The organism is Lentzea xerophila, from assembly GCF_051094245.1.
GTDB classification, from domain to species: domain Bacteria; phylum Actinomycetota; class Actinomycetes; order Mycobacteriales; family Pseudonocardiaceae; genus Lentzea; species Lentzea xerophila.
The window spans coordinates 5,807,941-5,824,572 of the sequence record NZ_CP194934.1 but is presented as its reverse complement, the minus strand read 5'-3'; the positions used below and the strand labels follow the sequence as shown (position 1 = coordinate 5,824,572).

The following is a 16,632-nucleotide window of genomic DNA, read 5'->3' as shown; positions in this document are numbered from 1 at the left end:
GTGAATTCACCCCACAAGGTGCTACGGTGCCCACGTGGAACTGACGTCACGAGCGTTCTACCTGGTTGAAGGCTTGATCCGCATCGATGTCGACCTCCTCGGCAGTCATCGTCCGAGCGAACATCAAGGAATTATCAAGCTGCGGTTCTATGTCTAATGCTGACCGTGAGCGTCCCGGATGATGCGATTCCCGCCTTCGGTCAGATGCTGCTCAGACTCCGGCGGGCGTCCGGTTTGTCCCAGGCCGATCTCGCCCGTTCATCGGGGATGAGCGTGCGCGCCCTGCGGGACCTGGAACGGGGCAGGGCGAACTCACCCCAGGAGCGCTCGGCCGCGGTGCTGGCGGACGCCCTCGACCTGACCGGCGAGGACCGGGAGGTCTTCCTGACGCTCGCCAGGGAGGGGCGTCGCCGCACGGCCAAGCTCGTCGACCCCACCATGCTCCACTCGCTGCCCGCGGTCACCGAGCTCGTCGGCAGGGAACGGGAGCTGTGCGAGCTGATCGGGCTCGGTACCGCGGAACCCGCCGGCGTCGTCGTGGTCACCGGGCCGCCCGGTGTCGGCAAGACCTCGCTCGCCGTCGCGGCGGCGCACCGGCTGGCCGCCCACTTCCCCGACGGCTGTCTCGCGGTCGACCTGGGCGGTTCCGGTGACCGGCCGATGGCGGCGGACGAGGCGCTGGAGCGGATGCTGCGGGCCCTCGGCGTGCCCACCAGGGGTGTTCCCGAGTCCGAGGCGGACCGCGTCGAGCTGTTCCGTGCACTGCTGCGCGACCGGCGGGTGCTGGTGCTGCTGGACAACGCGGTCGACGAGGCGCACGTGCGGCCGTTGCTCGGCACGGGCAACCGCGGCGTGACCCTGGTGACGTGCCGCCGCGTCCTGGCCGGCATGACGAGCGCGAGCTGGGTCTCGCTCTCGCCGCTGACGACGGAGAGCGGGGTGGCCCTGCTCGCTTCCATCGCGGACCACGACGTCGTGTGCGGGGAACCGGGTGCGGCCGCCGAGCTGGTGACGCTGTGCGGGAACCTGCCGCTGGCGATCCGCATCGCGGGCAACCGGCTGGCGACGCGGCCGCACTGGTCGCTGTCCTACCTCGTGTCGCAGCTGCGCGACGAGCGGATGCGGCTCAGCTCCCTGTCTGCGGGCGACCTCCAGCTGCGCTCCGCGTTCGAGGTGTCGTTCCGGCGGCTGTCCCCGTTCGCCCGCCGGGTGCTCCGGCGCCTCGCGGTGATCCCCGGCGAGCACTTCGACGAGGCGCTCGCCGCGGTGGCCACGGGTGTGCCGCAGCCGGAGGTCGGCGCGCTGCTCGACGAACTGGTCGAGGCGTCCCTGCTGGACACCGCGCGGGCGCCGGGACGCCTGCGGTTCCACAACCTGCTGCGGCTCTTCGCCGCCGAGCGCCTGGCCCAGGAGGAAGCGGAGGACGTGCGCGAGCAGCTGCGCGACCGCACCCTCCGGCACCTGCTGGGTACGGCGACGGCCGCGGGTGCGTCCGTGTTCCAAGGACCGCCTGACGCGGACGGCTCGCCGTTCTCCTCGCAGGCTAGCGCGGGGGACTGGTTGGTGCGGGAGGGCACGAACTGGTCGGCCGCGCAGCGCGAGGCGGCGGCGCTCGGCTGGCACGCCGAGGTGCTCGGCCTGGCGCGGGCCATGCACTGGTTCGCGGACAGCCAGGAGTTCGACTACCGCTGGGACGAGGTCTACCGGCTCGGTCTCGAGGCCGCGCGGCGGCTCGGCGACCAGGTGGCCGAGGTGGACATGCTCAACCAGCTCGGCTGGGCGCAGTACATGTGCCGCAACGACAACGAGCTCGCCCTCCGCACCAGCTCGCGTGCGCTGGCGCTCGCGGAGGAGATCGGCGACCACCGCGGGAAGGTGTTCGCGCACTGCTACCTCGGCGTCGAGCTGACCCGGCTCGGGAAGGTCGAGGAGGGCATGGCCCACCTGCGCGTGGCCCACGAGCTGTCGGCGGAGTACGGCTTCTTCGAGATGCGGTACTGGATGCGCAGCACCCTCGGGGTCGCTCTCCAGGAGGCTGGCCGCTACGAGGACGCGCTGGCGGTGCACGAGGCCCTGCTCACCGAGGCACACGAGCACCGGCACGAGGCCGACCAGGAGGTGGTCCGCTGGGTGATGATGCTGTTGACGGAGAACATCGGTCTCTGCCTCGCCGGCCTCGGCCGGTGGCGGGAGGCGGCGGTGAGCCATCGCGAGGCGCGCCGGCTGTCCGTCGAGAACGAGGCGGCCCACCGCGAGGCGGACCAGGCGATCAGGGAAGGACTCGCGTGGCGCGCGGCGGGGGAACCGGACCGCGCCCGGTGCTGCCTGCTCTCCGCCCGCGAGCTGCTGAACGGTCCGGTCTACCGCGCTGATCGGGACCGGGTGGACGCCGAGCTGACCGCGCTGGCGGAGCAGCACGCACCCGGGTGTGATGGAAACGGACTGGTCTGAACGGGTGTCGCTGTCTCGATCGGCTCGGAGCGAGCGGTTACGTTTGGCTCGTGCGCGACTCGGATGGCCAGAAGACTTTCGGTGAGCTGCTGCTGGGGTACCGGCGTGCCGCCGGGCTGAGTCAGCTGGGTCTGGCGGAGCGGTCGGGTATCAGCGTGCGGGCGTTGCGGGAGTTGGAGCAGGGCCGGGCTCGTGCGGCGCAGCGGCGTTCTGCCGAGGTGCTGGCGGACGCGTTCGAACTGGGTGCCGTGCAGCGGGAGGAGTTCCTGCGGGTCGCGGAGCAGGGGCGCAGGCGGCGGTCTCCGGTGTCGGCCGCCGGCTCGGCCGAGATGCCGCCGCTGCCCTCCCACCCGGTCGGGCGCGTAGCGGACCTCGAAAAGCTGCAACGGCTGCTGCAGGCGAACCCGACGGTGGCGATCGTGGGGCAGCCCGGCGTGGGCAAGACCGTCCTGGCGGCGTACGCGGCGCACCTCAGGCGCGAGGACTTCCCCGACGGGTGCCTGGCCGTCGACCTGCGCGGGATGGACGAGCGGCCGTTGCCCGCGGAGGTCGTGTTCGACCGGCTGCTGCAGGCGCTGGGCGTGGGACCGGGAGACGTCCCCGCGGTGGTGGACGAGCAGTCGAGCCGGTACCGGGCGCTGCTGGAGAAGCGGAAGGTGCTGGTGCTGCTGGACAACGCCGCCTCGGAGGCGCAGGTCCGGCCGTTCCTCGCGGCGGCTCCGGGGTGCCGGACGCTCGTGACGTGCCGCCGGACGCTGGCGGGACTCGAAGGTGTGCGGTGGTTGTACCTGGAGCCGTTCGACGACGGGGACGCGAAGGCGTTGCTGGAGGCCGTCGTCGGGGTGGACCGGGTGCGGGCCGAACCCGGTGTGGCGGGTGAGCTGATCGAGCTGTGCGGGAACCTGCCGCTGGCGTTGCGGATCGCGGCGAACCGGCTGGCGACCAGGCCGCAGTGGACTTTGCGGTACCTGGCGAACCAGCTGCGGGACGAGCGGACGAGGCTGACGTCGTTGTCCGCGGGCGATCTGCAGGTGCGCTCGGCGTTCGAGGTGTCCTACCGGGGGCTGTCACCGGAGGGCCGGATGTTGTTCCGGCGGCTGGCGGCGGTGCCGGGTGCGGACTTCGGCGTCGAGCTGACCCAGGTCGTCGGAAGCCTGACCGAGTCGGAGGCCTTCGGCCAGCTCGACGAGCTGGTGGACGCGAGCATGGTGCTGGCCGGTCCGGCGGAGGGCCGGTTCCGGTTCCACGACCTGTTGCGGTTGTTCGCGCGTGAGCGGTGGGAGGCCGAGGACGACGAGGCCGACCGCGCGCTGACGACCGAAGCGGTGGTGGAGCACCTGCTAGACATGGCGACCGCGGCGGGGACGAGGTTCTCGCCGGAGGAACCCGCGAACGAGGTCTTCGACACGCTGGACGAGGCGCGGTCGTGGCTGGAGCAGGAGCGGTCCAGCTGGCTGGCCGCGTTCCGGGAAGCGGTGCGCACGGGCTGGCACAGCGAGGTGCTGGCGCTCGCGCAGGCGATGCACTGGTACTCCGACGACCGCTGGCAGGTGGTCGAGTGGGTCGAGGTCTTCGGCGCCGGTGTCGAGGCGGCACGGGCGCTGGGCGACGTGACCGCCGAGGCGCAGCAGCTCAACTTCCTGGGGTGGGCGCATTCCATGGTGGCCGACACCAAGGCCGCGCTGGAACAGCACCTGCTCGCCCTGGGCCGCGCCGAGGTGGCCGGCGACCGGCTGGAACGGATGTGGGCGCTGGCCTACGCCTCCTACTTCGAGTACTCCCAGGTCGACCGCGCCACGGCGATGGAGCACGCACGGGAGTCCGTGGAACTCGCCGCCTCCTACGACTTCTGGGCCGTGCAGCTGCCGGTCCGTTACCGGTTCGGTGCGCTGCTGTTGCTCGACGGACAGCACGAGCAGGCGCTTGCTCTCATGGAGGCGCTGCACGAGGAAGCGGTGCGCCGCGGCCGGGCGGGCGAGGCGACGAAGCCCCGCAACCGCCTGACGGCCATTCTCGTCGAGGGGATGGCCCGCTGCCTGCACGCGATGGGCCGGTGCGACCAGGCCGTGCCGCTGTTCGCGCGGTCCCGCGTCATGCAGCAGGAGGTGGGGGCCACGGGGCTCGCGGCCGATGCGGCGCTGTGGGAGGGCCGGTGCTGCATCGACGCGGGTGCGCTCGACGAGGCGCGCGAGCTGCTCGAGTACGCGTGGACCGTCTTCGACGAGCTGGCGATGCCGACCCGCTGCGCCAGCGTGGAGAGCGAGCTGGCCCGGATCTCGTGACCTCATCGCCCGTTTTCTGACCGGGTGGGAAGGACCGGGCGATCGGACGGGCTCAAACACGGGCCGCGGGCTGCGCCGCGGCCCGTCGCGGTGTTGACTCGTGTGATGCGCATGCCGCAGTTCCCGCTGTCGACGTACGACTTCGAGGTGCTGTGGGCGGACGTCTGCCCCGGCCCGATGCCGTACCCCCTGATGGTGCCGAAGACCGGGGGACGATCCCAATGCGGTGCCGTGCTGGTCGAAGAGGTCTACCGGGAGCTGGTCAACCGGGGCCTGGCCGACCGCGGGCACCGCGCGGACGCCCGTCTCACCCGGATGCTGCACCTGCTCGGGAACTACCGCGAGGCCGTCGACCTGGTCGCCTTCGTGGGATACCCGCTGCAGGCGCTCGCCGCCCGCGGGGCAGACGACGCCGTTCTCGCCGTGCTCGCCGGCGGCGAACTGTGGCTTTCCTCGATCAGACCCGACGAGCTGGCCGTGGCGATCACCGACCTGTTGTCGGAGGGACGCTGGTCCGCTGCTTGGTCGGGTGCCGTGGACGGACCTCCCGCGACCGGCCGGATCGGGTTCTCCGGTCGTGGCCGGCCCTGTGCCCTCCCCGCTCTCACGTGGTGCGGCACGGACGGCGAGCACTACCTCGTGGCGGAGACCGGGTCGAGCGAGGCCGAGCTAATGGCGCACGACCACGTCACGCGCAGGGTCGGCGAGCTGCTCGCGTCGTACGACGTCGACGAACCCGCACCGGTGACGTCCTAGGCGCTGTCCTGGGCGTCCGGTGAGAAGAGCGCCGGATTCGGTCTTTCGTCCGTGCGCGATCTTTCGCTGTTCTCATTGCTTTCGCGCATTCGCATTGGCGACCTTCGGCGAATGGCGATGTAGCGCGTCCGGCGGCCTCGGTCGATTGACCGCAAACGCTTTTGTCCGGATCCGGACAAGCCCATCACCTGCGGTTCACCGGAGGCGAGGGCGAACGCGCCACCAAAGGTGTGTGGAAGGGAAAGAACGTCCGCAGAGTGCTGATCGGTCCGGCGAGTGGGAGCAAGCTCTTCTGCGGCGGGGCGCTGCTTGAGCAAGCTTCGTTTGTCAGCGACCACTAGCTCGTTCACATAGGGAGACAGCCAATGGCCGGAGTGTCAACTACTACCCCGGGAATGCAGGCGGCGGCAGGCCACCTCGGCAACACGCAGAACGTGGCCAAGAGCGGTGTCCAGACCGTCGGCGACGCGCTCGGAACGCTGAAGTCGACCTGGACCGGTGACGCGTCCGCGGCCTTCGACACCTCGATGCGGGCCTGGATGGACGACTGCACGTTCATCGTGAACAAGCTCGGCGAGATGATCGAGGTCATGAACGGCAACCGGCAGGTCATCACCGCCGGTGAGAGCTCCAACACCGAGACCGCGTCGAGCATCCCCGTGGGTCCGGGCCTGGCCGGCCTCTGATCGCCGCCACACCCCACCCCGTTCAGCCATCGAAAGGACAGTGCTTTGCCCACTTACACCTTTGACCGCGGCATGGCGGACTCGGTCCGCGACCAGATGGCCGCGGTCACCAAGCGCCTGCAGACCGAGCTGGAGAGCATGCACCAGCAGATCCTCCAGAGCCTGGGGGACTGGCAGGACGGTGCCAAGGACCAGTACATGGTGGCGAAGTCCCAGTGGGACGCCGCCGCCGCGCGCATGCCGCACAGCCTGAACTCGGCCGAGGTCGCCCTCAACAACATCACCGGCGGCTACCTCAAGATCGAGCACACCGGCATGAACGCCTGGGGCGGCTACAGCGTGAAGTAAGTCCCCGGGGCGTCGCCGGACGTCCCGGCGACGCCCCCGTTCCGCCCGTGACACCGATCGAAGAGAAGGGCTGTGACCATGCCGGGTACCACGCGGCAGCTGACCGACCACGAGAAGGAAGTGTTCAAGAAGAACTACGAGAAGAACCATCCGGGCGAGGCCGACAAGAAGGAGTCGTACGAGGAGGCCAAGAAGAACCCCGAGGAGTACGACGCCAAGGGGCCCAGGGATGGTCTCGGCGACTGGGGCGGTCCCGAGGGGGAGCACTTCGCGAACAAGTACCCGCCGCCCAAGGTGCCGCGCAACAAGGACCACTCCGGCCGCGGCATCCGCGTCAGCACCGAGGCGCTGAAGACGTTCGCCACCAACATCCGCTCGCTGATCCCGACCCTCAAGACCGCGCTGGAGCAGATCGAGAAGGTCAAGGTCGCTCCCGGCATCTTCTACGACGCGCACCAGCTGCAGGTGAAGGTCGTCAGCGGCGGTGAGGGCACGGCGATCCAGCCCACGACCCGCGAGTTCCTCCGCAGGAGCATCGACGCGATCACGACGGTCGCCGACGAGCTCGAGAAGCTCGCGCGCGCCTACGACACCGCCGAGGAGCTCAACGCCGCCACCGGCAAGGACCTCAACGAGCACATCGCGGGTGCGAGGGCCGAGGTCAGCAAGGCGATCAGCGGAGCAACCCCCGCCTCCTAGGGCGTCGTCCGAGCAACGGCCTCCCCGGCGTCGCGTCCACCCCTGTCGGCCCTGCGGGCAGTGCACCCGCGCAACACGAAGGCACCACCATGGCTGAAGATCCGCCCAAGCCCGGCGGCCAGGAAGTCGAAGTCAAGGACAACGGTGCCGTGGTGGCGACCGGGGACGGGTCTGGTTCGTCCACATCGGACTACGACTCGTGGGGCTGGAAAGAGATCATGGCCCGCATCACCGGGTCGGCCGCGATCGGTGCCGAGGAGCGCACCGAGCTGGGGGCGAGCGCCGCCTCGGACCCGCAGACGCTGTGGGACGCCGCGCTGAGCTTCCGCATGGTCAAGGAGATCCTCGCCTCCACGGGCAGGAGCATCGCCGAGCAGGCCAAGGCGCTGGGCGGCGAGGGCGGCCCGTGGCAGGGCGAGGCGTCGAAGGCCTTCATGGGGTTGATGGAGGAGTTCTCCAGGTCGTTCACCGCCCACGCCACGCAGATCGACGGCGGCTCGGCCCGGCTCTCCCCGGTGCCCGAACAGCTGTGGGCGGCGGGCAACTACCTCGCGTGGGCGATCAAGACGGTCCACGACATCGACCAGTTCTACGCCCGTGAAGCGCAGCGCATCGCCGCGATCAAGGGCGAGGACGTCATCATCGAGAGCGACAAGGGAAACCTCGTCCACATCAGCAAGTTCCCCGAGATCGTCAAACTGCTCGACCGCGACATGCGCCAGGTGCTGAAGACCCTCGCGGCGGAGTACGAGAAGCAGGCCTACGACACCACGCTGACCACCATCCCGAAGCCGGACCCGTTGGGCGGTGGGCCCGACTCGAAACCCCCCAAGATCAAGGTCCCGGAGATCAAGATCCCCGGCTTCAAGCCGCCGGAGATCAAGGTCCCGCCACCGTCCAAGGTCCCGCCGCCGGCCAAGATCGAGGTCCCGCCACCGCCCAAGTCCGAGATCCCGCCGCCGCCCGGGGGCAAGGTCCCGGAGGTCCCCGAGATCAAGACGCCGGAGATCCCCGAGGTCAAGACGCCGGAGATCCCCGGCTTCAAGCCGTCGGACATGCCCGGCGGGAACGCCTTCGGCGGTGCCGGTGGTCCCGGGGACTTCTCCGCCGTGCCGCCGCCGGGCGAGTTCGACCCGAGCGGCCTGGGCGGTCCCGGTTCCGGGCTCGGTGGCTCCGGCGCGGAGATCCCCAAGCCCGGCGAGTTCACCCCTGGAGCGGGCCCAGGCCAAGGCGGCCTCCCCGGCGGTGGAGGCGTGCCTTCGCCGAACTCGTTCAAACCGGGCGATTTCAACGCCTCCCAGCTTCCCGGCGGGAACGTGCCGCCGCCCGACTTCAAGCCGGGTGAGTTCACCCCCGGCAACGGTCCCGGCGGCGGTGGCCTGCCCGGTGGTCAGGGAGCGGTTCCGCCGCCCGTCGGCTCGTTCGTGGGCTCCAAGCCGCCGGCGTCCGGTCGTGGCGGGAACACGCCTGTTCCCAACGTGCCCAAGCCCGGTGAGTTCAAGCCGGGTGACTTCAAGCCGGGCGAGTTCCCCGGTGGGAAGACGCCGCCCGGTGGCAAGGTCGCGCCTCCTGGTGACTTCAAGCCGGGAGAGTTCAAGCCCGGTGACTTCAAGCCGAGCGAGTTCCCCGGTGGCAAGGTGTCGCCCGGTGGCCAAGGTGCGCCTCCGGCTGACTTCAAGCCGGGCGACTTCACACCCGGTGAGTTCAAGCCGGGTGACTTCAAGCCCGGTGAGTTCAAGCCGGGCGAGGTGCCGAGCCCCCAGGACTGGACCGCGGGCAAGGGTTCGGGCGCGTCGAACGACGACCGCAACGGCCTCGGCGGCGGCGGTATGCCGATGATGCCGCCGGGTGCACCTGGCGCGGGTACCGGTGGTGGTTCGGGTGCTGGGGAGCGTCCGGACGCTTCGGGGCTGATCGGTGGCGAGGTGAAGCCGTGGGAGGGCTCCAAGGCCCCCGGCCTGGGCGACCCGCACGGCGGCGTCCCCGAGCTGCCGTCGACTCCGGAGGAGTGGGCTTCGTCCCAGCACAACACTCCTTTGCTGCCCGGCGGCATGACCGGTGGCGGGCAGCCCGGTGGGATGCCGATGATGCCGCCGGGCGCGCCTGGTGCGGGTACTGGCGGTGGTTCGGGTGCTGGGGAGCGTCCGGACGCCGCCGGGCTGATCGGTGGCGAGGTCAAGCCGTGGGAGGGCGTCGACGCTCCTGGTCTGGGTGAGCCGCAGGCGATCGGCCAGGTCGGCGGCAAGCCGGAGGAGTGGGCTTCGTCCCAGGGCAACGGTTCTGAAATGCCCGGTGTCGGCATGCCCGGTGCGGGCATGCCCGGCGGTGGGATGCCGGGTGGGATGCCGATGATGCCGCCGGGTGCGCCTGGTGCGGGTACCGGTGGTGGTTCGGGTGCTGGGGAGCGTCCGGACGCTGCCGGATTGATCGGTGGCGAGGTCAAGCCGTGGGAGGGCGTCGAGCTGCCCGGTGTCGGTGAGCCGCAGGCCATCGGCCAGGTGGGGGGTAAGCCGGAGGAGTGGGCTTCGTCCCAGGGCAACGGCTCTGAGATGCCTGGTGCCGGCATGCCCGGTGGTGGGATGCCGATGATGCCGCCGGGTGCGCCTGGTGCGGGTACCGGTGGTGGTTCGGGTGCTGCGGAGCGTCCGGACGCCGCCGGCCTGATCGGCGGGGAGGCCAAGCCCTGGGAGGGCGTCGAGCTGCCCGGTGTCGGTGACCCGGACACGGCCGGTCAGGAGAAGAGCACGCCGGAGCAGTGGAGCGCGGCACCGCAGAGCGCCGCTCAGCCTGGTGCCGGCTCGCCGATGATGCCGCCCATGCCGATGGCGCCCGGGCAGGGCGGCGGTGCGGGTGGTGCCGGTGCGGCCGAACGCTCGGACGCGTCCGGACTCGTGGACGGTGAGACGGCTCCGTGGGAGCACGCGTCCGCGGTGCCCACCGGTGATCCGGGTGGTGCGGAGGCGCCGCGTGGGCGGCCGGAGCCGTGGACGCAGGACGGGTCGGTGCCGCAGGTTCCGGCGCTCGACGTCCCCGCGGCCCACGTTCCAGGGTCGGAGGTTCTGGTGCCACAGGCTCCGGCGACTGAGGCCGTGGTGCCACAGGTTCCGGCGTCCGAGGCTCCTGCGGCCCACGTTCCGGCGGGCGAGTCCCTGGTGCCACAGGTCCCGGCGGCCGGGGTCGTGGTTCCGCAGGTTCCGGCGTCGGAGGTCCCGGTGCCCCAAGCCCCTGTCTCCGAGCGCCCGGTGGCTCAGCCCTCGGCGCCTCAGCCGCCGGCACCCCAGCCCCCTGGTCTCCAGCCCTCCGCGCCCCAGGTGCCGGCACCCCAGGTACCGGTGCTGCCGGTCACCCCGGCGGCTCTGCCGGTCCCGGTGGCCCCGGCCACCCAGGTGGCCCCGGCGGCTCCGGCTGCCCAAGCGACCCCGACGGCCCCAGCAGGTGCGGGAGAGAGGCGGCGCGAAGACGCCCTCGTAGGCGTGCCGTTGCCCATCACCGACATCCCGACCGGACCACCACCGGCCGAACCGCTGATCGCCGCGTTCGACGACGACCGCGTGGCGCTCGTCCACGCCGGCGGGGAAGAGGACTTCAGCGCGTGGGACGCCGGGGCGTCGGGTGGTCTGCCCTGGCTGCCCACCGCTGCAGCGCTGCGGGAGGAGCGCGAGAGCGCGCCGGAGAAGCCCGACTACACGCTGCGCGACTCGACGGTGTGGGGGCACAGCGCGGGACGCGAGGGGGTTGTGCGGTTGCAGCCGGAGACGACTGTCCAGCCGATCGAGATGTCGTCCTACCTGCCCCGGTTCGACCCGCACGTGTCGGGGCTGGGGTGCGCCGGCCTCGACGCCCCCGAGGACGAGGAGCCGGTGAACGACGACGAGCAGGACGAGGAAGACGAGCGCACGTCGGCTGACCTGCTCAAGCAGGACACCGGCGTGTGGGCGGACAGCGGCAGGACGAAGGCGGCACCGGGGGTGATCGAATGAGCACCGTCACGGCGAAGCGGGGGCCGCGTGCCGAGGGGCCCCCGATGCCGGAGGGTCAGGAGGAGCTGCAGGAACCGCCGGTGATGCCCGAACCCGCCGTGCGCGACTTCAGCTCGGTGCTGATGTTCCTGCCCATGGCGCTGGGGCCGATCGCCATGATCCTGATCTTCTCCTCCATGGGCTCCGGCGGCGGGTCGCCGTTCATCTTCATCATGGCCGGCGCGATGTCGATCGGCATGGTCGCGATGGCGATCAACCAGCTCTTCCGCAACGCGGGGGAGCGCAAGCGCAAACTCGACGCGGAACGCCGCGACTACCTGCGCTACATCGGGCAGCTGCGGCGGCGTGCCAGGGAGACGAGCAACGAGCAGCGCGCGGCCGTCGCGTGGGACAACCCCGACCCGTCGTGGCTGTGGTCGGTCGCCACCGGGCCGCGGCTGTGGGAACGGCGGGGCAGCCACGACGACTTCGCCCGCGTGCGGATCGGGCTCGGCACCCAGCAGGCGGCCATGGAGTTCCTGCCGCCGTCGACCAAGCCGATCGAGGACCTCGAACCGCTGTCGGCGATCTCGCTGCGGCGCTTCAGCGAGACCTACCGGACAGTCACCGGCATCCCGATCTCCGTGGGGCTGCGCAGCTTCACGAGCATCGAGCTCGCCGGCGAACCGGACGCCGTCGTCGGCCTGGTGCGCGCGATGATCGGTCAGCTGGTCACCTTCCACGCGCCGGACGAGCTGCGGATCGCCGTGCTGACCGCGCCCTCGAACCAGGCGGACTGGGACTGGGCCAAGTGGCTGCCGCACCTCGCGCACCCCACCGCCCGCGACGCCGCCGGCCCGTTGCGGATGCTCACCTGCGACCACGACGAGCTGGTCGACCTGCTCGGGAAGGACGTCACGGACCGGGGCGACCACGACAAGTCCGTCCTGCCCGGTGTGGTGGAGCCGTTCGTGGTGGTCGTCGCGCACCTGGCGTCGATTCCCGAGCACTCCCCGCTGCTCGGCCCCGGCCTGCGCAACACGGTGCTGCTCGACGCCACCGGCGCGCTGCCCGGCGGTGCGAAGGTGTTGCGGCTCACCTGCCGCGACGGCGAGGTGACGTACCCGGTCGGTGAGGAGACTGGCACCGCACGGCACGACTCGTTCGGCGTGGTGCAGGCCGACGCCCTTGCCCGGTTGATCGCGCCCAAGCGCACCAGCGGCACGGTCGACATCGTGGACCGTCCTTTCGAGACAGACTTCGAGCTGCCCTCGTTGCTGGGCATCCGCGACCTGCACACGTTCGACGTCAACGCGATGTGGCGGCAGAAGACCCCACAACGCGCCCGCCTCCAGGTGCCGATCGGCGTCACCGAGGACGGCGAGGTCGTGGAGATCGACCTCAAGGAGTCGGCGCAGGGCGGCATGGGACCGCACGGCATGTTGATCGGTGCCACCGGTTCCGGCAAGAGCGAGCTGCTGCGCACCCTGGTGTGCGGGCTCGCGGCCACGCACTCGTCGGAGACCCTGAACTTCGTCCTGGTGGACTTCAAGGGCGGCGCGACGTTCCTCAACATGGAGAAGCTGCCGCACACCTCCGCGGTGATCACCAACCTCGCCGACGAGCTCCCGCTGGTCGACCGCATGCAGGACTCGATCAACGGTGAGATGACGCGGCGCCAGGAGATCCTGCGCGAGAGCGGGTACTCGTCGCTGTTCGAGTACGAGAAGGCCCGCATGACCGGTGGCCAGCTGCCACCGCTGCCGACGCTGCTCGTGATCGTCGACGAGTTCTCCGAGCTGCTGAGCGCCAAGCCGGAGTTCATGGACCTGTTCGTCTCGATCGGACGGTTGGGCCGCAGCCTCGGGGTGCACCTGCTGCTCGCCTCGCAACGGCTCGACGAGGGGCGGATCCACCGCGTCGAGGGCCACCTGTCCTATCGCATCGCGCTGCGCACCTTCTCCTCCATGGAGTCGCGCAGCGTGATCGGTGTCGCCGACGCCTACGAGCTGCCTCCCGGTCCGGGCAACGGGTACCTCAAGTTCGACACGACCACGTTGACGCGCTTCAAGGGCGCGTACGTGTCCGGTCCCTGCCTCACGACCGCGCCCGAGCAGGGGGCGATCAGCGGTGAGGACCGCGCGGCGGGCGAGATCGTGCCGTTCTACACCCAGCCCAGCCCGCGTGTGCACGAGCTGCGGCAGAGCGAGCCCGTGGAACCGGAGGCCAAGCAGGAGAAGGCGGAGGCGCCCGCGGAGGACGCCCCGAGCGTGGTGGAGGTGCTGATCGGCAGGCTCGCCGGTGCGGGACCCGCCGCCCGCCAGGTGTGGCTGCCCCCGCTGTCCGCGTCGCCGAGCCTCGACGCCCTGCTGCCCAGCGTGGTGCCGCACCCGGAGCTCGGCATGTGCGTGGACGACCCCGGCACCCGAGGACGCCTGCGGGTCCCCGTCGGAGTCGTCGACCTGCCCTACGAGCAGTTGCGCGAGCTGCTGGTGGCCGACCTGTCCGGAGCGGACGGCCACGTCGGTGTCGTCGGCGCCCCGATGAGCGGCAAGTCCGCGTTGCTGCGCACGCTGGTCCTCGGCCTGGCGCTGACCCACACCCCCGAGGAGGTCCAGTTCTACGGGCTCGACTTCGGTGGCGGCGGCATCATGTCGATCAGCGGTCTCCCGCACGTCGGTTCGGTCGCGACCCGCATGGAACGCGACCGCGTGGTGCGCACCCTCGAAGAAGTCGTGCAGGTCATGGAACTGCGTGAGGCGGCGTTCGCCGAGCACGGCTTCGAGTCGATGGCCGACTACCGCGCCGCACGGCGCGCCGGACGGGTCGAGGACGCGCACGGCGAGGTGTTCCTGATCATCGACGGCTGGTTCACCCTGCGCCAGGACTTCGGCGACCTGGAGACGAAGCTGACCGAGATCGCCGCCCGCGGTCTGTCCTTCGGCGTGCACCTGGTGGTGTCCTCGACGCGCTGGTCGGAGATCAGGCCGTGGCTGCGCGACGTGCTGGGCACGAGGTTCGAGCTGCGCCTCGGCGACTCGATGGAGTCGGAGGTGCAGAGCCGCAAAGCCGCCACCGTGCCGAACCAGCCTGGCCGCGGCCTGACCAGCTCCGGTTTCCACTTCCTCGCCGCGCTGCCGCGACTGGACGGGTCCTCGGCGACCGAGGACCTGGCGAGCGCCACCAAGTCGTTCGTGGAGGAGGTCCGCACCTTCTGGCCGGGCCGCAGCGCACCCGGTGTGCGGCTGCTGCCGACCCGGCTGCCGATCGTCGACCTGCCGAAGCCGCAGAACGGCGGCCTGAAGGTGTGCCTGGGCCTCGACGAACAGCGCCTGAACCCGGTGTGGCACGACTTCAACGCCATCCCGCACCTGTTCGTGATGGGCGACGCGGAGACCGGCAAGACCAACGCGCTGCGGCTCGTGATCCGGTCGATCGTCGAGGGTTTCCGGCCGGGTGAGGCCAAGATCCTCGTCGCGGACTCGCGCCGCGACCTCGACGACATGATGCCCGACGAGTACAAGATCGGTCACGTGGTCAGCTCGGACGCGCTGACCGACCTCGCGACCAAGGCGGCCGTGTCGCTGCACAAGCGGGTCCCGGGCCCGGACATCTCGTCCGAGCAGCTGCGCCGGCGCGACTGGTGGGAGGGGCCACAGCTGTTCGTGGTCGTCGACGACTACGAACTGATGACCTCGGGCACCGGCATGGGCACCCCGCTCGACACGCTGCTGCCCTTGCTGGCACAGGGCGTCCACATCGGATTCCACCTGATCGTCGCGCGCAGCAGCGCGAACGCCCTGCGCGGCATGATGGACCCGGTCATGCGCAGGCTGTGGGAGCTCGGTTCTCCCGCACTGCTCTTCTCCTACCCCAAGGAGGAGGGGAAGTTCCTCGGCGAGGCCGCTCCGCGCACCCTCCCGCAGGGCCGCGCCCAGCTGGTGACGCGGCGGGGCATCAAGTTGATCCAGACCGGTCTCGTGCCGGTCGACAAGTCGCAGGACGAGCCGACCGGTGTCGGCGCGTTCGCGCGGAACGAGGGCATGTGACGACGACCTCCGAACTCTGTCGCATCACCGTGCACGGTCCCAGCGGCAAGGCCGACCTCTCCGTGCCGGTCTCGACGACGGTGGCGGTGCTGCTGCCGACGCTGGTGCGGCACGTGGTGCGCGACCACGACCGGGGTCACGACGGTGAGCTGTACGGCTCGTGGGTGCTGCAACGCCTCGGCGGTGCCCCGTTCGACCCGGAGGGCACGCCGGAGACGCTGGACTGGCTCGACGGCGAGCAGTTCCACCTCTCCCGCGCCGAGGACCCGTTGCCGGAGCTGGACTTCGACGACGTGGCCGAGGGCATGGCCACGGCGGTGAACCGGCAGGGCAACCGCTGGAACGAGGCGGTGAACCGGAAGCTGTTCCTCAGCCTGAGCGGGTTCGTCCTGTTCGCCATCGCGTTCTCGCTGTTCGAGAACGCGAGCGCGGTCGCAGCGACGGTCACGGCCGGTGTCCTGGCGCTGGTGCTGTGCCTGGCCTCCGTGCTCGTCGCGCGCACGATCGAGGACGGCGTGCTCGCCGGGCTGGTCGGGGTGGCGGGCTGCGGGTACGCGGGGCTGGCCGGTCTGATCGGTGTGGCCGGTGTGGACGGTGCGCTCGCCCTGGACCCGCACGGCCTGCTGGTCTGCGGCGTCGCGCTCGTGGCCACGTCGGTGGTGTTGCTGGTGGTGCAACGGCTGCTCGCGCCGAAGCTGCCGATCGTCCCGTTCGGGTGCGCGGCGGTCGTGGGCGTGGCGATGGTGCTGGCGGTGTGGCTGCACCTCGGGCTGGAGCTGACCCGTCTGCAGATCGCGGCCTCGTTGATGAGCGCCTTCTTCGCGCTGCTGTTGTTCGCGCCGAAGCTCGCGACGAGGGTCGCCCGGCTGCGCGGCCCGCAGCTGCCCCGCAACGCCGACGAGATGAAGATCGACGTCGAGCCCATGCCCGCGGCACAGGTGATCGAGCAGACCGGGATCGCCGACCGCTACCTGAGCGTGCTCGCGACGGGGGCGTCCGCGGTGCTCGCGGTCGGGTTCGTCTACCTGGTGGCGGATCCCGGCTGGCTCGACTACACGCTGAGCGGGCTCTTCGCGGCGCTGGTGCTATTGCGCTCACGCGAGTTCCTGAACGTCGGCCAGCGCACGTCCCTCGCGCTGGCCGGCACCTGGGGCGCGGTGTTGCCCGCTCTGCACATGTTGTCCGGGATGAGCGACCTGGAGCGCCTCTTCGGCGTGCTGATGCTGTTCGCCGCCGCTCTGCTGCTCGTGCTGGCGGCGCTGCGCCCGTCCCACCGCCGGGTGCTGCCGATCTGGCCGCACCTGGGCGACGTCGTGGAGAACCTGCTCTGCCTCGCGCTGGTGCCGTTCGTCCTGCACGCACTGGGCCTCTTCGCCTGGGCCCGCGGACTGGCGGGGTGAGC

9 protein-coding genes are annotated in these 16,632 nt (G+C 70.9%); all 9 read left to right on the top strand.

What is annotated here, in order from left to right:
- The first annotated feature begins 156 nt into the window (after positions 1 to 156).
- The 9 genes from ACRSBM_RS27660 (at position 157) to eccD (ending at position 16,630) form a co-directional block, all read left to right on the top strand.
- Positions 157 to 2,451 (top strand): helix-turn-helix domain-containing protein, encoded by a 2,295-nt coding sequence (locus ACRSBM_RS27660; protein ID WP_434447516.1) that lies wholly within the window; start codon positions 157 to 159, stop codon positions 2,449 to 2,451.
- A gap of 50 nt (positions 2,452 to 2,501) precedes the next feature.
- Positions 2,502 to 4,733 (top strand): ATP-binding protein, encoded by a 2,232-nt coding sequence (locus tag ACRSBM_RS27655; protein WP_434447514.1) that lies wholly within the window; start codon positions 2,502 to 2,504, stop codon positions 4,731 to 4,733.
- Between the two features lie 105 nt (positions 4,734 to 4,838).
- Positions 4,839 to 5,489, top strand: a complete 651-nt coding sequence (locus ACRSBM_RS27650) for an ESX secretion-associated protein EspG (RefSeq protein ID WP_434447512.1) — start codon at positions 4,839 to 4,841, stop codon at positions 5,487 to 5,489.
- A 365-nt stretch (positions 5,490 to 5,854) separates the two neighbouring features.
- On the top strand, positions 5,855 to 6,175 hold the full coding sequence (locus ACRSBM_RS27645; RefSeq protein ID WP_360388235.1) for a WXG100 family type VII secretion target: 321 nt from the start codon (positions 5,855 to 5,857) through the stop codon (positions 6,173 to 6,175).
- 45 nt (positions 6,176 to 6,220) lie between these two features.
- A complete protein-coding gene (locus tag ACRSBM_RS27640; RefSeq protein WP_143091682.1) occupies positions 6,221 to 6,523 on the top strand; it encodes a WXG100 family type VII secretion target in 303 nt (100 codons plus the stop codon).
- A gap of 72 nt (positions 6,524 to 6,595) precedes the next feature.
- A complete protein-coding gene (locus ACRSBM_RS27635) occupies positions 6,596 to 7,222 on the top strand; it encodes a hypothetical protein (protein WP_434447509.1) in 627 nt (208 codons plus the stop codon).
- An 89-nt stretch (positions 7,223 to 7,311) separates the two neighbouring features.
- Positions 7,312 to 11,202, top strand: a complete 3,891-nt coding sequence (locus ACRSBM_RS27630) for a hypothetical protein (protein WP_434447507.1) — start codon at positions 7,312 to 7,314, stop codon at positions 11,200 to 11,202.
- Positions 11,199 to 15,230: a type VII secretion protein EccCa gene (gene eccCa, locus ACRSBM_RS27625; RefSeq protein ID WP_434447505.1), complete on the top strand. Its 4,032-nt coding sequence runs from the start codon at positions 11,199 to 11,201 to the stop codon at positions 15,228 to 15,230. The genes ACRSBM_RS27630 and eccCa overlap by 4 nt, the downstream gene beginning before the upstream one ends.
- Complete coding sequence (gene eccD, locus ACRSBM_RS27620; RefSeq protein WP_434447503.1) at positions 15,227 to 16,630, top strand: type VII secretion integral membrane protein EccD; 1,404 nt, start codon at positions 15,227 to 15,229, stop codon at positions 16,628 to 16,630. The genes eccCa and eccD overlap by 4 nt, the downstream gene beginning before the upstream one ends.
- Positions 16,631 to 16,632: the final 2 nt, after the last annotated feature.